The following is a 17,858-nucleotide window of genomic DNA, read 5'->3' as shown; positions in this document are numbered from 1 at the left end:
ATGGTCCCCCAGGACCCCCCGACTCCGGTGTCGCATTCCCTGGGCCAACCGAAAGGCCCCGCCATTGAGGAAAGCCCTGAAAGCTTCTTCGCCCGCTTCCGGACCTATGCCGTGGAGGCCCACCTCTTCCCGGAGCCTTGGGGAAGCCCGGTGCTGGAGGCCATGGTCCAGGGCCAGATCCTCTACGCCTTTGACCGCGGAGCCCCCCCGGCGCCCACAGGGGTGGTACCCGTGTTGCTGCACGGGGTGGTGCGCCGGGCCAAGCCCCTGGAGGGAGCGGCCTTCCTGGAGCGGGAAGGGGCCAGCTACCGCTTAGGAGGCAGAACCACCCCTTTGGGGGAAGGGTTTTACCTGCTCCAAGCCCCCGTGCCCGTGGTGGTCCATGCGGAAGTTCCCTTACCCGAGGAGGCGGAGGTCCTCCTCTGGCCCCCCCTGATGCTCTTCCGGGAGTGAGATGCGCTGCGAGTGCGGGCAGAGAAACCCCCCTGAGGCTCGGTTCTGCATGGCCTGCGGCCGGGCCCTGGGGGCTCTTCTGCCCGAGGAGAAGCGTTACGTGAGCGTCCTCTTCTACGACCTGGTGGACTCCAGCCAGCACTTCCAGGCCGGCCTTCAAGCTGCCTACCACCACCTGCAGGAGGCCCTGGAGGAAGCCGCCCGGGTGGCCCGGGCCAAAGGGGGGTTCGTCCACCGCTTCCTGGGGGATGGGGTCCTGGTCCTCTTCGGAGCCCCCAGGGCTCGAGGCAAAGAGCCCTGGCGGGCCCTGGAGGCGGCCTTGGAGATGGTGCGCACCTCCCGCCTACCCGCCCGGGCAGGGGTGGCCAGCGGGGAGGTGCTCTGGGCTCCTCTGGGAAGCGGCCAGGCGGGGGAGCCCACCGCAGTGGGCCCTGCGGTGGTCCTGGCCGAAAGGCTCAGCAAGCTGGCCTCCCCCGGGGAGGTGCTCACCGAACCCCAGACCCTGGCCCTGGCCCCGGGGGTGGAGGCGGAAGGCCTGGGCCTTCGCGAGGCCAAGGGTCTGGGGGCGGTGGAGGTTTCCCGGGTGAAGGCGGTCCGGGTGGAACTGGACCCGGAAGGCGAGGCCCTCCTTCGCCTTCTCCGGGAAACCTTCCATCATCCACCCGCCCGCCTTAACCTGGTGGGGCCACCGGGAAGCGGGAAGAGCCTTCTCCTGGAGAAGTTTCTGGAAAACCCTCCTTACCCTGCGGTGGTCCTGGAGCGCATGGGGCCGGAAACCCCCTTGCGCACCACCCTGCGCCAGGCGGTGGAACGAACCTTCGGCCAGGTGGAGGCTTTTCTGGCCCTGGCGGAGCTTTCCCCAGAACTTTCCCTGGCCCTTCGGTACAGCCTGGGCCTCGAGGCCCGCCCCCCCTGGGACCGGCCCACCCTGGAGAAGGCCATCCTGGAAGCCTGGAAAGAAGTCCTCCACCGCCTGCCCCACCCCCTGCTCCTGGTAGCCAAAAACCTCCACGCCCCCGACCGCACCCTGCGAGAACTCCTGAAGCATTCCTTCCCCCACCTCATGCTCCTGGTGGAAAGCCGAAAACCCCTCTTTTCTCCCACCCTGGAGGCCAGGGGTTTGAAGGCACCCCCTCTTCTCGCCCTGCAGCCCGCCTTGGACGCCCTCCCCCCGGCGGAACGACAGGCCCTTCTGATCCTGGGGGTCATGGAGGAAGCCCTGGCCAGCCTCCCCGAGGAGGAACAGCGCGAGGAGCACCTTAGGGAACTCCTGGGGGAGCTGGCGGGGACCTTCTCCGCCAAGCGCCTGGAGGAGGAGGGCCTCACGCAAGGGGGTAGGCCCCTATCCGAGGTGGTCCAAGCGGCCCGGGCCCTGGTGCCTGAGGAGCAGGCCAAGGCCTGGCACCGGGCAGCTGCCCGGTTTTACCGGGAAAAGGGAGCCTTCTGGCCCATGGCCCTTCACCTAAGAGAGGCCATGCAGGAGCGGGAAGCTGCCCAGGCCTTCCGGCTTCTCGCCCAGGAAGCCTGGCGGCAAGGCCAGCCGGAACGGGCCGTACCCCTTTACCAAAAGGCCCTCGAGGTTGCCCCCCCACCCTGGCGGGAAGCCCTTGAAAAGGAGCTCCAGGACGCCCAAGCCTCCCTGGGCATGGCCGGGGACGCCCCTGGGGGCCCAAGGTCCCAAGACCCCATCCTGCAAGCCTTCCGGCAAGCCCAAAACCCCCTCGCCCTCCTCCCCCTGCTCCCGGGCCTCAAGCCCTACCCCCTGGAGGAAGCCCAGGCCCGCCTCCAGGTGGCGGGGGCCTTGTGGCGGGCCTTCCAGCCCCTGCAGGCCCTCGAGGTCCTAAGCGAGTTCCATCCCCTGGTGCCCGCCTCCTTGAGGCTCCACGGGCAAAGCCTGAGGGCGGGCCTTCTCATGGACCTGGGCCACTATCTGGAGGCGGAATCCCCCCTCCCGGGAGAACCCCATCCCCCGCCCGCCTACCAGGAAGCGGACCTGGAGGCCAAGACCCGCTACCACGCCACCCGCCTCCGCCTTCTCCTGGAAACCGGCCGCCTCAAGCAGGCCCTGGAGGAAGGGGAGCGGGCCTACCGGGAAACCCCGCACCCCTGGCTCGCAGCCGCCCTTCTTTCCGCCTGGACCCTCAAGGGGCGCTTCCGGGAGGACCTCTTCCAGGAAACCCTCCAGCATCCCGACGGCAAGGGCCTCGGCATCCTGGCCTTGGCCCACCACCGCTGGCAGAGGAACCTGGACCCCACCCCCCTCCTCAAGGAGGCCCTGCGAGAGGCTCGCCGGCTTTCCAACCCTTACGTCTACCATCTCGCCCTCACCTCCCTGGCCCTCTATCTCTGGCCCAAGGCCCCTAGGAAAGCCCAGGCCCTCTCCCAGTACCTCCTCTACCAGACCCACCGCACGGGGTTTGCGGTGCACCTGGAGGTGGCGAGGCTCCTCCGGGCCCAGCTCCTCCTGGAGGAGGGGGAAAGGGTGGACCACCTCCTAAGCTTCACCCCCTCCGTGCCCCTAACCCAGGTCTGGCAGGCCTTTCTGGCGGGGAGCGAGCCGAAAGACCCCCTCCGCGGTTACGGTATCCTGGGAAGGTGGGTCCGCGGGCTTTGGCGTAAGCGGGGGGCAGGATGGATGCGGCACAAGCGGTAGAGGCCATCAAACGCCGCCTCTCCCTAAAGGAGGTGGTTTCTCGGTACGTGGCCTTAAAGCCTGCAGGCCGCGGCCGCTGGAAAGGCCTCTGCCCCTTCCACCAGGAGAAGACCCCCTCCTTTTACGTGGACGAGGAGAAGGGGCTTTTCCACTGCTTCGGTTGCAAGGCGGGAGGCGACCTTTTCGCCTTCGTGGAAAGGATCGAGGGCCTGGACTTCATGGGGGCCCTGGAGCGCCTGGCGGAGGAGGCGGGGGTGGAGATTCCCAAAGCGGGTGCCCCCGCCAAGCGCCGGGAGCTTTTGGATGTCCTCAAGCTCTCCCAGGAGTACTTCCTGGAGGGGCTCAAGGCTTCCCTCGAGGCCCAGGAGTACCTGCAAAGGCGGGGGCTTTCCCCGGAAAGCATCGCCCGCTTCGGCCTGGGCTACGCCCCGGCCAAGGGGGACGGCCTCCTCACCCACCTGAGCCGGCACGGCATCAGCCCGGAGGAAGGCCTTAAAGCGGGGGTCCTGGCGGAAAAGGACGGGCGCTTCTATGACCGCTTCAGGAACCGCATCACCTTCCCCATCAAGGACCACCTGGGCAGGATCGTGGCCTTCACGGGAAGGGCCCTGGGGGAGGAAACCCCCAAGTACCTGAACTCCCCGGAAACCCCCCTCTTCCGCAAGCGGGAGGTGCTCTTCGCCTACCCTGAGGCCAAGGCCAAGCTGCGCCAGGGACGGGCCATCGTGGTGGAGGGGCTTTTTGACGCCATCGCCCTGCACCAGATGGGCTTCGCCGAGGCGGTGGCGGTCTTGGGCTCGGGGCTTTCCGAGGAGCAAGCCCGCCTTCTCGAGATGCAGGAGGTGCGGGAGGTCTACCTGGCCTTTGACGCCGACGAGGCCGGGCAGAGGGCCACCCTGCAAAGCCTGGACCTCTCCTTGGCCCGGAAGTTCCTCTTCTATGCGGTGCGCCTGCCCAGCAAGGACCCGGGCGACCTCCTTCTTCTGCCCGAGGGCCCGGCCCTATTCCAGAAAGCCTTAGAGGAAGCCCTTCCCGAGGTGGAGTTCCGCTTCCAGGAGGCCACCCGGGGCCTGGACCTGACCCGCCCCGAGCACAAACGGAAGGTCCTGGAAGCCCTCACCCCCAGGATGCTCTCCCCTGAGCCCTTCGACCCGGTGGCCGACCGCCTTAAGGCCCTGGTGGTGGAGCGGTTGGGCCTTTCCCTGCGCCAGCTGGAGGACTACCTGGCCAGCCTCAAGCGGGGCCGGCGTCCACCCCCCCAACCCCCCAAGGCCGAGCCCAAAAACCGGGTCCTCCTTCTGGAGCTGGACGTCATGGCCCTCCTCCTCTCCCTGCCGGAGGAACGCTTCGCCGAGTGGGTGCACCACACGGCCCTTCACGTCTGGCCCCCGGAAGGCTCCTTGCTTTCCGAGTTCCTGGAGCTGGCCAGCCGCGAACCCCGCCGGGACTACCTGCGCCAGGTGCTAAGCCGCAAGGAGGCGGGGGGCATCCTTCTGGAAAGGTTGATGCTGGTCCCCTCTGTGGACGAGCCCAGGTTCCCCGAGATCCTGGAGAAAACCCTGGCCCGCCTGCGGGAGGCCTACTACCTGGAGCGCCGGGCCAAACTGAAGGAGGAGCTAAGCCGCAACCCCAGCATGGAGATCTTGCGGGAAATCCAGGAACTGGACCAGGCCATAGAGGCGGAACGGCGCATCTACCGGAAGCTTTAAGGTAAAATCCTTTCGGGCTTAGGCCCAAGGAGGTAAAGGATGAAAAGCCCCGTTCGTGTGGCGGTCACCGGCGCTGCCGGCCAGATCGGTTACAGCCTTCTTTTCCGCATCGCCGCAGGCGAAATGCTGGGGAAGGACCAGCCCGTGATCCTCCAGCTCCTGGAGATTCCCCAGGCCCTGAGAGCCCTGGAGGGCGTCATCATGGAGCTCGAGGACTGCGCCTTCCCCCTTCTGGCGGGGATCGTGGCCACGGACGACCCCAGGGTGGCCTTTAAGGACGCCGACTATGCCCTTCTGGTGGGGGCGGCCCCCAGGAAGGCGGGCATGGAGCGCCGCGACCTCCTGGAGATGAACGGCAAGATCTTCACCGAACAGGGCCGGGCCCTGGCCGAGGTGGCCAAGCGGGACGTCAAGGTCCTGGTGGTGGGCAACCCCGCCAACACCAACGCCCTCATCGCCTACAAAAACGCAGAGGGCCTTGACCCCAAAAACTTCACTGCCATGACCCGGCTGGACCACAACCGGGCCAAGGCCCAGCTTTCCAAGAAGACGGGGGTTCCCGTGGACCGGATCCGCCGCATTGCCGTGTGGGGCAACCACTCCTCCACCATGTTCCCCGACCTCTTCCATGCGGAGGCGGACGGGAAACCCGCCCTGGAGCTGGTGGACATGGAGTGGTACGAGAAGGAGTTCATCCCCACCGTGGCCCAAAGGGGAGCGGCCATCATCCAGGCCCGGGGAGCCTCCAGCGCCGCCAGCGCCGCCAACGCCGCCATCGAGCACATCCGCGACTGGGCCCTGGGCACCCCCGAGGGGGACTGGGTTTCCATGGCCATTCCTTCGGACGGTTCCTACGGGGTTCCCGAGGGCATCGTCTACTCCTTCCCCGTCACCGCCAGGGGCGGGAAGTACGAGATCGTCCAGGGCCTGGAGATCAACGAGTTCGCCAGGAAGCGGATGGAGATCACCGCAAAGGAGCTTCTGGACGAGATGGAACAGGTGAAGGCCCTAGGGCTTATCTAGGGCCTGGCCGGGCCCCCGCCCTCGCCTTTGGCCAGGGCGGGGTCAGGTTTTTAGCCAGACCTCCGGGGCCCAGGGGTAGACCACCCAGGCCTCCGTGGCCTCAGCGTACACGTCGGGTTCGTCCGGCACCTGGTTCCGGCTAGGCTTGAAGTGCAGGGTGGCCACCAGGGGAAACCCTCCCGCCTGGCGAACCCGGGCCTTCACCGCCAGGGCCGTCCGCCCCGAGTCCCACACGTCATCCACCACCAAAACCCGCTTGCCGAAAAGCAGGGGGTCTGGGGGGAACTGTAAGAAGACGGGCTCGGGAAGGGTTTCCTCCCCCTCGTAGAACATCACCGCCGCCGTGAGGATGTCCCGCGCGCCCAGGGCCTGGGCCAGAAGGGCGGTGGGGATAAGCCCACCCCGGGCGATCCCCAGGATGAGGTCAAACTCCTCCCCCTGAAGCCTGCCGGCCAGGTGGCGAACCAGGCGAAGGAGCTCCTCCCAGGATAGGAAGAGCCTTTCCATCAGGGTTTATCCAGCTCAAAGGCCTGGTGCACTGCCCTTAAGGCGGCCTCTGCGTACTGGGCGGGGATGATGACGGAGATGCGCACCTCGCTGGTGGCGATCATCTCGATGTTGGCCCCGGTGGAGGCCACCGCCTGGAACATCCTGGCGGGGATCTCCGGGGCCGAGGCCAGCCCCACCCCCACGATGGATACCTTGGCGATATCGGGGCGGAGAAGGGCCTCTCCCCCGATCTCGGCCAAAACGGGCTCCAGGGCCTCGAGGGCCTCCTGGGCGAAATCCTTCTTCACGGTGAAGGCCATCTGCTGCCGGGAGGGATCGTGCCCGGGAACCCCCTGGATGATCATGTCCACGGCGATGCCCCGCTCGGCCAGGGCCTGGAAGACCTTGGCGGCAATCCCCGGCTGGTCGGGGATCCCGATAAGCCCGATCTGGGCGTGGTCCAGATCCAAGGCCGCACCCGTCACCACCTTGCCCATTTCCATGTTGACCTCCTTCACCAGGGTACCGGGGTTATAGGAAAAGCTGGAGCGCACGTGGAGCACCACCCCGTAACGCTTGGCATAGTACACCGCCCGGGGGTGGAGGACTCTGGCCCCCAGGGCGGCCATCTCCAGCATCTGGTCGTAGCCGATCACCTCAAGCTTCCGGGCCTCGGGAATCAGGTGGGGGTCCGTGGTGTAAACCCCTTCCGTGTCCGTGTAGATCTCGCACTCCTTGGCCCCCAGGGCGGCGGCGATGGCCACGGCGGTGATGTCGGACCCCCCCCGGCCCAAGGTGGTGATCTCCCCCTCGGGGGTGGTGCCCATGAAGCCGGCGATCACCGCCACATACCCCTGGTCCAGGGCCTCCTGGATGCGGTTTGGGTTCACCTCGAGGATCCGGGCATCGCCAAAGCGCCCATCCGTGACGATGCCGATCTGGTGCTGCACAAAGCCCCTGGCCGGGATGCCCATGGCCCAGAGTTGCATGGCGAGGAGGGCCACGGAAACCTGCTCCCCTGTGGTGGTGAGGAGGTCCAGCTCCCGGAAGGGAGGTCTCGGGTTCACCCGCTTGGCCAGGGCGATGAGCTCGTCGGTGGTGTGGCCCATGGCCGAAACCACCACCGCCAGCCTATGCCCCTTCTCCCGGTAGTGGGCGATGCGCTGGGCCACCTTGTGGATGCGCTCCAGGTCGCCCACGGAGGTGCCGCCATATTTTTGCACGACCAGGGACACGCTTGCCTCCTTTCCGCCCAAGGGGCGGCTTGAAAAGGAATATTATCACATTTGCCCCTTCACCCCAAGCCCCGTATCCTAAAGCGATGTGGGCCTGACCCTAGCCGAGTACCACCGCCTCACCCCCCTGCCCCGGCCCGGGGGGGTGCTTTACGTGAAGCCGGGGGCCCGTGGGTACCGGGACCCGGTTTACGAGGCCCTACAGGCTGCCGTGGCCCCCTTCGGCCAGAGGGCCCTGGACCTGAACCCCGGGGTGGGTCTGGCCAGCCTGCCCCTGGAGGGCCGGATGGAGGTGGACAGGCTGGAAACCTCGAGGGCCGCCTTCCGCTGCCTCCAGTCCAGCGGCCTGAAGGCCCGCCTGGCCCCTCCTTGGGAAGCGGAGGAAAACGCCTACGACCTGGTGGTCCTGGCCCTGCCCGCAGGCCGGGGCACCGCTTACGTAGAGGCCACCTTGGTGTCCGCCGCCCGGGCCTTGAGGATGGGGGGCCGGGTCTACCTGGCCGGGGACAAGAACAAGGGCTTTGAGCGCTACTTCAAGGAAGCCCGGGCCCTTCTGGGGTACGGCCTGGTCCTCAAGCGGGAAGGCCCAGTGCGGGTGGCCCTTCTGGAAAAGGAACGGGAAGCCCCACCTCTACCCTCCCTCTGGCACCCGTTCCAGGCAAGGCTTTTGGGGGAGACCTTCACCTTCTTCCACCTGCCGGGGGTCTTTTCCGCGGGGAAGGTGGACAAGGCCTCGGTGCTTCTCCTGGAAGCCCTGGTGGGGGAGGTAGGCCGGGAAGGTATCCGCGGCAGGCGCATCCTGGACCTGGGGGCAGGCTACGGAGCCCTCACCCTGCCCCTGGCCCGCCTGGGGGGGGAGGTGACGGCCCTGGAAGACGATCTGGTTTCGGTCCATTCCCTAGAAAGGAACCTGGCGGAAAACCGCCTTTCCGCCAGGGTGTTCCACTCCGATGTGGACGAGGCCTTGACAGAGGAAGAGGCATTTGACATCATAGTTACGAACCCCCCCTTTCACGTGGGGGGAGCGGTCATCCTGGATGTGGCCCAGGCCTTCGTGGAAGCGGCGGCGGCCCGGCTGAAGCCGGGCGGTGGGTTTTTCCTGGTGGCAAACCCCTTTCTCAAGTACGAGCCCCTACTGGAAGAGCGCTTTGGCGCTTTTAGGACGCTTTTGGTGAGGGAGTACAAGGTGCTTTTCGCTGAGAAGGCCAGACGGGGATAGCAACCCCAAGGAGGGAGGTCCGTGTTGAAGAAGACCAAGAACAAGGTGAAGCAGGTTACTGCCGGGGAAGAGGAAAGGATGGCCCTCCAGACCCAAGAATCCATGACCGCCACGGAAAAAGCGCCCAAGGCGGGCTCCGGGGGAACCACCTCGAAAAACCGGAAGAAGGCCCCACCGGCCCCCCTGGAGGCTAAAGAGGAAATCCCTCACGAGGAGGAAATGGCACCCCTGGCCCAGGATCCCCTCCAGGGAAGCTACCTGGAGGCCCCGGAAGAACCCCCCCTCGGGGTAGAGGAGCCCGACCTCGCCCCCGAGATCTTCCTGGACGAGCCCTTAGATCCCATGGCGGACGAGAGCTACTTGGAAGCCGATGACCTCCTCCTTCCCGAGGAAGGCCCCTCCCCGGACTATCTGGGCGAGGAGCTCTTCGAGGAAGAGGAGGAGCTTGCCCTGCCCAAGGTTTCCACCTCCGATCCCGTGCGCCAGTACCTGCACGAGATCGGACAGGTTCCCCTTCTCACCCTCGAGGAGGAGATCGAGCTGGCCAGGAAGGTGGAAGAGGGGATGGAGGCCATCAAGAAGCTCTCCGAGGCCACCGGTTTGGACCAGGACCTGATCCGCGAGGTGGTGCGGGCCAAGATCCTGGGTTCGGCCCGCATTAGCCAGATCCCGGGCCTGAAGGAGAAGCTGGACCCCAAGACGGTGGAGGAAATCGACCAAAAGCTCAAAAGCCTCCCCAAGGAACTAAAGCGCTACCTCCACATCGCCCGCGAAGGCGAGGCCGCCCGCCAGCACCTTATCGAGGCCAACCTGAGGCTGGTGGTGTCCATCGCCAAGAAGTACACCGGCCGCGGGCTCTCCTTCCTGGATCTGATCCAGGAGGGCAACCAGGGCCTCATCCGGGCCGTGGAGAAGTTTGAGTACAAGCGGCGCTTCAAGTTCTCCACCTACGCCACCTGGTGGATCCGCCAGGCCATCAACCGGGCCATCGCCGACCAGGCCCGCACCATCCGCATCCCGGTGCACATGGTGGAAACCATCAACAAGCTCTCCCGCACCGCCCGCTCCCTCCAGCAGGAACTGGGCCGGGAGCCCACCTACGAGGAGATCGCCGAGGCCATGGGCCCGGGCTGGGACGCCAAGCGGGTGGAGGAAACCTTAAAGATCGCCCAGGAACCGGTTTCCCTGGAAACCCCCATCGGGGACGAAAAGGACAGCTTCTACGGAGACTTCATCCCCGACGAGCACCTCCCCTCCCCCGTGGACGCCGCCGCCCAGAGCCTCCTGGCGGAGGAGCTGGAAAAGGCCCTTTCCAAGCTCTCCGAACGCGAGGCCATGGTGCTGAAACTCCGTAAAGGGCTGATTGATGGACGGGAGCACACCCTCGAGGAGGTGGGAGCCTACTTCGGCGTCACCCGGGAGCGCATCCGCCAGATTGAGAATAAGGCCCTAAGAAAGCTCAAGTACCACGAGTCCCGCACCCGCAAACTGCGGGACTTCCTGGACTAACCCTTAGCGGCTACCGAGGGGAAACCGGGCCACCTCGAGGAGGTGGCCCTCATCTTCGTCTCGCGCCAAGGCCACCTCCCTCACCATAAAGGAACGCCGGGGCGGCTTAGGAAGCTTCTCTACCAGCCCTTTGGCCTCCTCCTCGCTAAGCCCCAGGGCCAAGGTGATGTGGGGCAGGTAGCTGGGTCCTTCGATCTCCTTCAGGGGCGGGGCCAAGGGTTCCAGGGCGTGGTATAGGCGCCGGAAGGGGGTGCCCCCATAGGCCCTCAGGTAGACCACCCCCTGGGGGAAATACCCAAAGCCCCCCAGGCGTAACCGGAAAGGGGCATGCCCCCGGAGAATGCCCGCAAGGGCGATCTTCAAAGCTTCCTCCTCATAGGGCCAGTCAAAGGGTTGGCGCAGGTTAAGGTGCGGGGGGCCAAAGCCTCTTACCCCGTAAAGGGCCTGAAGCTCCTCCAGGAAACGCCTCAGGTCCTCCGGGGGCCACACCAACACCCCATACACGCCGCCAGTATACCCGCTGGGCCTACCCAACCTTCTTCGGGCTGACTCGAGGAAACCCTCCCTCAACCCGCTCCCCGGGGCATATTACCCTTGACTTAGGTGTTAACAGAGGTGTGTACTACCCTAGTAAGGAAGTGGCGTTTATGAAAAGAGCCCTACTGGCCCTGCTGGCCCTTGGCTTGATGGTGGCCCTGTCCAACAAGGAGGCCATCCAAAAGGAGTGGGAACAGAGCGCCCACAACAACGGGGTAAGGGGTTCAAAACCCTGAGCGAGGCCACGGTGGAAGCCTGGGCCGAGGGCGCCGCCCACTGCGCCCGTTGCCACAGCGAGCAGGGCTTCCTGACCTGGCTGGACCAGCTCAAGAAGGGCAATCCCGGGAACCTGGTGGGCCCGGACGGCAAGCCGGCCACCGTGGACTACCTCAAGTCCTTGGGCCTGACCCGGGACCAGGTCAAGCCCATTACCTGCAAGGCCTGCCACGATGAGGACGGGGATCTGCGCCTGGCCAACGACACCCCCATGCTTCCCTCGGGGTTTAAGGCCACGGCCGTGGGCAACGCTGCTTTGTGCATCACCTGCCACAACACCCGAAACGGCCGCATCACCTGGAACGCCGAGGACCCGGGCCGCTACACCTATCCCCACGCCTCGAGCCAAGGGGACGTGATCCTGGGCAAGAACGCCTTCTTCGTGGACGACACCAAGGAGTGGCCCAACCCCCACGCCTTCTTCACGGGGAACGCCTGCTCCACCTGCCACATGAGCCTGGCGGGGACCGGGGAGTACTCCAGCCACACCTTCAAGACCCCGGAGAATCTCTGCGCCTCCTGCCACGGCACCAAGTACACCAAGGAAATGGTCCAGGAAAACACCGCCCACCTCCTCTCCCTGCTGCGCAGCAAGGTGAACGCCCGGGTGCTGGCGGTAAGGGACCGCATCAAGACCGTGCGGGCCTACAACCCCGAAACCGGCCAGTTCACCCCCAACACCCCCGTCAGAGCTCCGGTTTACCGCGTGGACATCACCTCCATCGCCGGGCAGATCGCCTTCAAGATGACGCTCACCGACGGTACCGTGCTCTACAGCCAGCTTGGGGACATCCGGGACGAAAAGGGCCAGCCGGTCTTCCCCACCAAGGACCCCATCGTCCGGGCCAGCTGGAACTACCTACTGCTGGAGAACGACGGCTCCAAGGGCGTGCACAACCCCACCTTCACCCGCGCCGTCCTCCTGGCCACGCTGAACGCCCTTCAGTGATCCCCGCGCGGTGGCCCCGGGGGGTGTTCCCCGGGGCTTTTGGCCTTAACATGGGGACGTGAGCCGCACCTATCTCTACCGGGGCCGCATCCTGAGCCTGGCCCTGGAAGGCCGTTACGAGATCGTGGAGCACAAGCCCGCGGTGGCCATTGTGGCCGTGCGGGATGGAAGGATGCTCTTCGTGCGCCAGCACCGTCCGGCGGTGGGCTTGGCCCCCCTGGAGATCCCCGCGGGGCTCATAGAACCTGGAGAGGATCCCCTGGAGGCTGCCCATCGGGAGCTGGCCGAGGAAACCGGGCTTGCGGGGGATCTTACGCCCCTTTTCAGCTACTACGTCTCTCCAGGCTTCACCGACGAAAAGACCCACGTCTTTTTGGCCAGCAACCTGCGGGAAACCCAGGCCGTACCGGACGAAGAGGAGGAGATCGAGGTGGTCTGGCTAGAGCCGGAAAGGGCCTTAGAGATGCACCAGAAGGGCGAGGTGGAGTTTTCCGCCACCGGCCTGGTGGGCGTGCTTTTCTACCATGCTTTTCTCCGAGGTCGCTGACGTTCCCAAGGGGGCCAAGGTGGTGGCGGTGGGCTCCTTCGACGGGGTACACCTGGGCCACCAGCATCTCCTCCACCAGGCCCTGGCCGAGGCCAAGAGCCTCCACCAGCCCCTTCTGGTCTACACCTTTGACCCCCCCACCAAGGTCTTCACCCGAGGAGAGGGGTTCCTGATGGACCTCACGGAGAAGGTGGAGGCCCTCAGGGCCCTCGGGGTAGAGCTGATCCTGGCGGTGGCCTTTAACGAAGCCTTCGCCCAAAGGGAGGCGGGGGAGTTTTTGGAGGACCTCAGAAGGCTTGGAGCCAGCCGCATCTACGTGGGGGAGGATTTCCGCTTCGGCAGGGGCCGGAGCGGGGGTCCAGAGGACCTGGCCCAGGTGGCCCCTGTGCGTACCGTTCCCCTTTTGACCCTGGGAGGGGAGCCGGTGAAGAGCAGCCTCATCCGCGCCCTTCTGCAAGAGGGCCGGGTGGAGGAGGCCCGCCACCTCCTGGGCCGGCCCTACGGGGCCTACGGGGTGGTGGTGGAAGGGGACAAGCTCGGGAGGAAGCTGGGCTTTCCCACCGCCAACCTGGCTGTTCACCCCCAGAAGATCCTCCCCCCAGGCGTGTTCGCCGTGGAGGCCCAAGGATCCTTTGGCCGCTACAAGGGGGTAGCCAACGTGGGCACGAGGCCCACGGTAGACGGTATGGAAAGAAGGCTCGAGGTGCATCTTCTGGGCTTTGCCGGGGAGCTTTACGGGGAGGAGATGCGCCTGTCCTTCCTCAAGCGCCTGCGGGAGGAGAAACGCTTCGATAGCCTCGAGGAGCTCAAGGCCCAGATCGCCAAGGATGTGGCCTCGGCCCGCGCTTACTTTGGCCTCTAATACCACCCCAGCCTGGCTTCGCCAGGCTGGGAGCCCCGGTAGGCGGCCCAGCGCCCCTCCCTTTCTTCCTTCCTACTCCCGGTCGAAAAAGGTGAGCTTGGGGTACTTGTTGGCCCGCACCTCGTCCAGCCGCCGCACCGGGGTGGTGTAGGGAGCTCCCTCCAACCACTCCTTGGGCTTTTGCAAAAGCTCCCCCATGGCCTCGGCGAAGGCCTCGAGGGTCTCCTTGCTCTCCGTTTCCGTGGGCTCGATCATCAGGGCTTCCTTGACGATCAAGGGGAAGTAGACGGTGGGGGGATGGAAGCCCATCTCCAAAAGCCCCTTGGCCAGGTCCAGGGTGCGGAAGCCCTGGGGGGGCTGGGCCACGAACTCGTGCATGCAAGGGCCGTCGTAGGGCACCTTGTACCCCTTCTCCTTGAGGAGTTCCTTGAGGTAACGGGCGTTGAGAACGGAAAGGGCAGCAGCCTTCTTGAGGCCCTTTAGCCCCAGGGTGCGGATGTAGGCCCAGGCCCGCACCAAGGCCAGGAAATTCCCGTAAAAGCTCCGCACCCGGCCGATGCTCTTGGGAAGGTCAAAGTTCAGGTAGAAGCCCTCCTCGCCCCTCTCCACCGTGGGCACGGGGAGGTAGGGAGCCAGGTGGGCCTTCACCCCCACGGGCCCCGAGCCCGGCCCACCCCCCCCGTGGGGCACGGTGAAGGTCTTGTGCAGGTTCAGGTGGACCACGTCGAAGCCCATGTCCCCCGGCCGGGCCCAGCCCATGATGGCGTTCAGGTTGGCCCCGTCGTAGTAAAGCTGCACCCCGGCCTCCTTGCTGATGCGGGAGATCTCCAGGATGCGCCGCTCAAAAAGGCCCAGGGTGTTGGGGTTGGTGAGCATGATGGCGGCCACGTGGGGACCAAGCTCCCGCTTCAGTGCCTCGAGGTCCACCTCCCCATCCGGCCCCGAGGGTACCTCCTTCACCTGGTACCCCGCCATGCTGGCGGTGGCGGGGTTGGAGCCGTGGGCAGAATCCGGCACCAGAACCACTCGCCTCTCTTTCCCCTCCCCCCGGTCCTCGTGGTAGGCGCGGATGATGAGGATCCCGGTAAGCTCCCCGTGGGCTCCGGCGGCGGGCTCAAGGGTGATGGCGTCCATGCCCGTGAGGGCCTTCAAGTACTCCGAAAGCTGCCACATGAGCTCCAGGGCCCCCTGGACGGTCCTGGGATCCTGGTAGGGGTGGAGGTCGGCGAAAAGCCGCACCGCCTCCTCGTGGAGCTTGGGGTTGTACTTCATGGTGCAGCTACCCAGAGGGTAGAAGGTGGTGTCCACCCCCACCTGGCGGCGGGAAAGCCCCGTGTAATGGCGCACCAGGGTGAGCTCGTCCACCTCGGGAAGCCGGGGTGGGGCCTTGCGCAAGAACTTCTCCGGGATGTAGCGGGTGGCCTCAGGCGTTTCCTCCACCAGCCTCAGGCCCCGCCTTCCCGGGCGGCTTCGCTCAAAGATCAAGGGGTAGCTCATGCCAACACCTCCCGCATGGCCGCTTGTAGGGCCAAAAGGTCCTCCTCCCGGTGCAGCTCCGTGGCGGCGAAGAGGGCGAGGTTCTCCCCGTACTCCTTCGGCACCGGGGTGGCGGCGTGGAAGCCCCTTGCCGCCAAGGCCTCCCGCACCGCCTGGGGTTCCTTGGGAAGCCTGAGAACAAACTCGTTGAAGAAGGGCTTTGGGGTGAAGGGCTCCACCCCCGGGATCTCCAAAAGAATCTCCCAGAGGCGGTGGGCCATGGCCACGCTTTTCAGGGCCACCTCCTTAAGCCCCAAAGGCCCCAAGGCCGCCAGGTACATGGCCCCCATGAGGGCGGTGAGCTGGGCGTTGGTGGTGATGTTGCTCTTGGCCTTGGCCCGGCGGATGTACTGCTCCCGGGCCTGGAGGGTGAGGATGTAGCCCCGCTTCCCCTCGGCGTCCACGGTTTCCGAGACCAACCGTCCGGGCATCTGGCGCACGAAGGCCTTCCGGGTGGCCAGGTACCCGAAGTGGGGCCCACCAAAGCCCATGGGCAGGCCCAGGGTCTGGCCATCCCCCACGGCGATATCCGCCCCATAGGCCCCCGGGGGCTCCAGAACCCCCAGGGAAAGGGGATCGGCCACCGCCACGAAAAGCGCTCCCACCCCATGGGCCCTCTCCGCCAAGGGGGCGAGATCCTCCAGGGCCCCCAGGTAGTTGGGGTTTTGCGCCACCACCGCCCCCGTGCCCTCGGGCACCTCCCCCAAGGGGGTGCGGCCCCCCTCCAGGGGCAGGGTGATGAGCTCCGCCCCCACCGCTTCCAAATAGCTCCTCAGCACCTCCCGGTACTCCGGGTGCACTCCCTGGGAAACCAGGACCCGCATCCTTCCCGTTTCCCTCAAGGCCAGAAGGACCCCCTCCGCCAGGGCAGTGGCCCCGTCGTACATGGAGGCGTTGGCCACCTCGAGGCCCGCAAGCTCCGCCACCATGGTCTGGTACTCAAAGGTAGCCTGCAAAACCCCCTGGCTCACCTCCGGCTGGTAGGGGGTGTAGGCGGTCAAAAACTCCCCCCGGCTCGCCAGGGCCTGGACCACGGGCGGGGTGTGGTGACTACGAACCCCACCCCCCAAAAAGGCCTTAAAGGCCGGTTGGTTTTTCCCTGCAAGCCGCTTGAGCTCCTCCAGCACCGCCCACTCCGGCAAGGGCTCGGGCAGGGCAATCTCGGGGTTTAAAACCTCCTTTGGCAGGTGCCGGTAAAGGTCCTCGAGGCTTCCGGCCCCCACCCGTTCCAGCATGGCCTGGATCTCTTCCTCGGTATGGGGCGTGTAGTCCATAGGATCATCCTTAAACAAAACCCCCGGGCCATTTGACCCGGGGCCACAGAAGGGCTCTGCCGCCCGGCTAAGGACATCCGGGCACCCCAAAGCCCAGAGCTCGCCATACCAGCCGCCTTACCCTTCGCTCTCCAAGACCTCCTGGTAGCCAGCGGCATCCAGCAGGTCATCCAGGTGCCCCATGTCCAAGGGGCGGATGCGGAAGATCCAGCCCTCCCCATAGGGGTCCTGGTTGATGAGCTCCGGGGTCTTCTCCAAAGCGGTGTTCACCTCTACCACCTCGCCCGATACTGGGGCATAGATGTCGGAGGCGGTCTTCACGCTCTCCACCACGGCCACCGCCTCGCCCTTCTCCACCTTGCGCCCCACCTCGGGTAACTCCACGTACACCACGTCCCCTAAGGCATCCTGGGCGTAGTCGGTGATGCCCACCAAAACCGTGTCCCCTTCGGGCAGGGCCCACTCGTGGGTCTTGGTGTAAAAGCGGTCCTTGGGTATGTCCATAGCGCCTCCTAACCCCCGCTATTTTAGCGGCACAAAGGGCAATGGGCTAAGGGAAGCCCCCGCCTTGCGCCCCCGAACCTCCACAAAGAAGGGCTCCTGCGCCTCCTTCTCCACGTAGGCCAGGGCGATGCCCTTTTCCAAGAGGGGAGAATAACCCCCGCTGGTCACCCGGCCCACCGCCCGGTCGCCGGAGTATACCCTATACCCCTCCCGGGGAATCCCCGCCTCCAGCACCAGGCCGACGAGTTTCTCAGCGCACGGCGTGGCCAGCATCGCCTCCTTGCCGTGGAAATCCTTCTCCTTCTTCACCACCCAGGCCCAGGGGGTGCAAAGGGGGTTGGTGTCGTCGGTAAGCTCGTGGCCGTAAAGGGGAAACCCCGCCTCCAGCCTCAGGGTGTCCCGGGCTCCCAGGCCCGCCGGGGTCGCTCCCGCCTCCAAAAGGGCTTCAAAGACCGCCTCGGCATCTTCGGGAGCCAGAAAGAGCTCAAAGCCATCCTCCCCCGTGTACCCGGTGCGGGCCAGGCGGGCGGGCCGGCCCGCCACCCGGGCGCTGAACACGTCGTTCCTTTTCCTTTGGGAAAGGTCGGCGTCGGTCAAGCCCTGGAGGAGGGAAGCCGCCTTGGGACCCTGCAGGGCCAGGAGGGCGGTTTCCTCGGAGAGGTCGGTGAGTTCCACGGCAAAGCCCCGGGAGAGCTCCTTAAGGTGGGCGAAGTCCTTGGCGATGTTGGCGGCGTTCACCACCATGAGGTACTCCTCCTCGCCGAGCCGGTACAGGTAGATGTCGTCCACCACCCCCCCTCGGGCGTTGGGAAGCATGGAGTACTGGGCCCGACCCACTTTTAGCTTGGCGGCATCGTTGGCCGTGGCCCACTGGAGGAAGGCCAGGGCCTCAGGGCCCTGGATGAGGAACTCCCCCATATGGCTCACGTCGAAAAGCCCAGCCCCCCGGCGCACCGCCAGGTGCTCCTCCACAATGGAGGTGTACTGCAGGGGCAAAGCGTAGCCGGCAAACTCCACCATGCGCCCCCCGTGGCGCAGGTGGGCTTGGTAAAGCGGGGTCTTCTTCATGGCAAGCCCCATCCT

The 17,858-nt window shown here is 65.9% G+C and carries 17 protein-coding genes; 10 read left to right on the top strand and 7 right to left on the bottom strand.

Features of this window, described 5'->3' with window-relative positions; all coding sequences use genetic code 11:
* The 4 genes from TNMX_RS02235 to TNMX_RS02220 are packed head-to-tail and all read left to right on the top strand — an operon-like array spanning position 1 to position 5,838.
* Positions 1-453, top strand: a complete 453-nt coding sequence (locus TNMX_RS02235; RefSeq protein ID WP_038029051.1) for a hypothetical protein — start codon at positions 1-3, stop codon at positions 451-453.
* Between the two features lies 1 nt (position 454).
* Positions 455-3,106 (top strand): AAA family ATPase, encoded by a 2,652-nt coding sequence (locus tag TNMX_RS02230; RefSeq protein ID WP_038029049.1) that lies wholly within the window; start codon positions 455-457, stop codon positions 3,104-3,106.
* Positions 3,085-4,815 (top strand): DNA primase, encoded by a 1,731-nt coding sequence (gene dnaG / locus TNMX_RS02225; protein WP_015716616.1) that lies wholly within the window; start codon positions 3,085-3,087, stop codon positions 4,813-4,815. Before TNMX_RS02230 ends, dnaG begins: the two co-directional genes overlap by 22 nt.
* A gap of 39 nt (positions 4,816-4,854) precedes the next feature.
* Positions 4,855-5,838, top strand: coding sequence for a malate dehydrogenase (locus tag TNMX_RS02220; RefSeq protein WP_015716615.1), 984 nt, complete (start codon positions 4,855-4,857; stop codon positions 5,836-5,838).
* 42 nt (positions 5,839-5,880) lie between these two features.
* Here the strand turns inward: TNMX_RS02220 and TNMX_RS02215 are convergent, their stop codons facing one another.
* Both TNMX_RS02215 and TNMX_RS02210 read right to left on the bottom strand, forming a co-directional pair.
* Positions 5,881-6,345 carry a phosphoribosyltransferase gene (locus tag TNMX_RS02215; protein WP_015716614.1) on the bottom strand — a complete coding sequence of 155 codons (465 nt, stop codon included), beginning with the start codon at positions 6,343-6,345 and terminating at the stop codon, positions 5,881-5,883.
* A complete protein-coding gene (locus TNMX_RS02210; RefSeq protein WP_038029046.1) occupies positions 6,345-7,562 on the bottom strand; it encodes an aspartate kinase in 1,218 nt (405 codons plus the stop codon). Before TNMX_RS02210 ends, TNMX_RS02215 begins: the two co-directional genes overlap by 1 nt.
* Positions 7,563-7,650: 88 nt before the next feature.
* On the opposite strand from TNMX_RS02210, the gene TNMX_RS02205 reads away from it, so the two are divergent.
* Together TNMX_RS02205 and rpoD are read left to right on the top strand one after the other, a co-directional pair.
* Positions 7,651-8,781, top strand: coding sequence for a class I SAM-dependent methyltransferase (locus TNMX_RS02205; protein ID WP_038029044.1), 1,131 nt, complete (start codon positions 7,651-7,653; stop codon positions 8,779-8,781).
* Between the two features lie 219 nt (positions 8,782-9,000).
* Positions 9,001-10,290 (top strand): RNA polymerase sigma factor RpoD, encoded by a 1,290-nt coding sequence (rpoD, locus tag TNMX_RS02200; protein WP_052037890.1) that lies wholly within the window; start codon positions 9,001-9,003, stop codon positions 10,288-10,290.
* 3 nt (positions 10,291-10,293) lie between these two features.
* On the opposite strand, the gene TNMX_RS02195 is transcribed toward rpoD, so the two are convergent.
* Complete coding sequence (locus TNMX_RS02195) at positions 10,294-10,794, bottom strand: 2'-5' RNA ligase family protein (RefSeq protein ID WP_038029042.1); 501 nt, start codon at positions 10,792-10,794, stop codon at positions 10,294-10,296.
* Between the two features lie 143 nt (positions 10,795-10,937).
* Here TNMX_RS02195 and TNMX_RS13465 point away from each other — a divergent pair, with 143 nt between their 5' ends.
* Genes TNMX_RS13465 through ribF form a run of 4 tightly spaced genes read left to right on the top strand, consistent with a single transcriptional unit; the run spans position 10,938 to position 13,461 of the window.
* Entirely contained in the window at positions 10,938-11,063 is a 126-nt protein-coding gene (locus TNMX_RS13465; RefSeq protein WP_256378166.1) for a hypothetical protein, read from the top strand.
* An 11-nt stretch (positions 11,064-11,074) separates the two neighbouring features.
* On the top strand, positions 11,075-12,052 hold the full coding sequence (locus TNMX_RS02190; protein ID WP_253269355.1) for a hypothetical protein: 978 nt from the start codon (positions 11,075-11,077) through the stop codon (positions 12,050-12,052).
* Positions 12,053-12,110: 58 nt separating this feature from the next.
* Positions 12,111-12,599, top strand: a complete 489-nt coding sequence (locus tag TNMX_RS02185) for an NUDIX domain-containing protein (RefSeq protein ID WP_038029040.1) — start codon at positions 12,111-12,113, stop codon at positions 12,597-12,599.
* A complete protein-coding gene (ribF, locus tag TNMX_RS02180; protein ID WP_038029038.1) occupies positions 12,577-13,461 on the top strand; it encodes a riboflavin biosynthesis protein RibF in 885 nt (294 codons plus the stop codon). Before TNMX_RS02185 ends, ribF begins: the two co-directional genes overlap by 23 nt.
* Before the next feature lie 72 nt (positions 13,462-13,533).
* On the opposite strand, the gene gcvPB is transcribed toward ribF, so the two are convergent.
* The 4 genes from gcvPB to gcvT all read right to left on the bottom strand — a co-directional run bounded on the left by gcvPB (position 13,534) and on the right by gcvT (position 17,843).
* Entirely contained in the window at positions 13,534-14,958 is a 1,425-nt protein-coding gene (gene gcvPB / locus TNMX_RS02175; RefSeq protein ID WP_038029036.1) for an aminomethyl-transferring glycine dehydrogenase subunit GcvPB, read from the bottom strand.
* The gene (gene gcvPA / locus TNMX_RS02170; RefSeq protein WP_038029034.1) at positions 14,955-16,271 is read right to left on the bottom strand and encodes an aminomethyl-transferring glycine dehydrogenase subunit GcvPA; all 1,317 of its coding nucleotides are present in this window, start codon (positions 16,269-16,271) and stop codon (positions 14,955-14,957) included. Before gcvPA ends, gcvPB begins: the two co-directional genes overlap by 4 nt.
* Positions 16,272-16,388: 117 nt before the next feature.
* Positions 16,389-16,775 carry a glycine cleavage system protein GcvH gene (gcvH, locus tag TNMX_RS02165; protein WP_015716597.1) on the bottom strand — a complete coding sequence of 129 codons (387 nt, stop codon included), beginning with the start codon at positions 16,773-16,775 and terminating at the stop codon, positions 16,389-16,391.
* A gap of 18 nt (positions 16,776-16,793) precedes the next feature.
* Positions 16,794-17,843 carry a glycine cleavage system aminomethyltransferase GcvT gene (gcvT, locus tag TNMX_RS02160; RefSeq protein WP_038029091.1) on the bottom strand — a complete coding sequence of 350 codons (1,050 nt, stop codon included), beginning with the start codon at positions 17,841-17,843 and terminating at the stop codon, positions 16,794-16,796.
* Positions 17,844-17,858: the final 15 nt, after the last annotated feature.

The organism is Thermus sp. NMX2.A1 (assembly GCF_000511705.1).
Lineage (GTDB): Bacteria > Deinococcota > Deinococci > Deinococcales > Thermaceae > Thermus > Thermus scotoductus.
The sequence above is the reverse complement of the archived record's forward strand: the minus strand, read 5'-3'. Positions and strand labels throughout refer to the sequence as shown.

Coding starts and splice junctions, on each gene's coding strand:
- TNMX_RS02215 (WP_015716614.1), bottom strand. CDS start 6,345: ATGGAAAGGCTCTTCCTATCCTGGGAGGAGCTCCTTCGCCTGGTTCGC.
- dnaG (WP_015716616.1), top strand. CDS start 3,085: ATGGATGCGGCACAAGCGGTAGAGGCCATCAAACGCCGCCTCTCCCTA.
- ribF (WP_038029038.1), top strand. CDS start 12,577: ATGCTTTTCTCCGAGGTCGCTGACGTTCCCAAGGGGGCCAAGGTGGTG.
- TNMX_RS02220 (WP_015716615.1), top strand. CDS start 4,855: ATGAAAAGCCCCGTTCGTGTGGCGGTCACCGGCGCTGCCGGCCAGATC.
- TNMX_RS02235 (WP_038029051.1), top strand. CDS start 1: ATGGTCCCCCAGGACCCCCCGACTCCGGTGTCGCATTCCCTGGGCCAA.
- TNMX_RS02230 (WP_038029049.1), top strand. CDS start 455: ATGCGCTGCGAGTGCGGGCAGAGAAACCCCCCTGAGGCTCGGTTCTGC.
- gcvPB (WP_038029036.1), bottom strand. CDS start 14,958: ATGAGCTACCCCTTGATCTTTGAGCGAAGCCGCCCGGGAAGGCGGGGC.
- gcvPA (WP_038029034.1), bottom strand. CDS start 16,271: ATGGACTACACGCCCCATACCGAGGAAGAGATCCAGGCCATGCTGGAA.
- TNMX_RS13465 (WP_256378166.1), top strand. CDS start 10,938: ATGAAAAGAGCCCTACTGGCCCTGCTGGCCCTTGGCTTGATGGTGGCC.
- gcvH (WP_015716597.1), bottom strand. CDS start 16,775: ATGGACATACCCAAGGACCGCTTTTACACCAAGACCCACGAGTGGGCC.
- rpoD (WP_052037890.1), top strand. CDS start 9,001: ATGGCACCCCTGGCCCAGGATCCCCTCCAGGGAAGCTACCTGGAGGCC.
- gcvT (WP_038029091.1), bottom strand. CDS start 17,843: ATGAAGAAGACCCCGCTTTACCAAGCCCACCTGCGCCACGGGGGGCGC.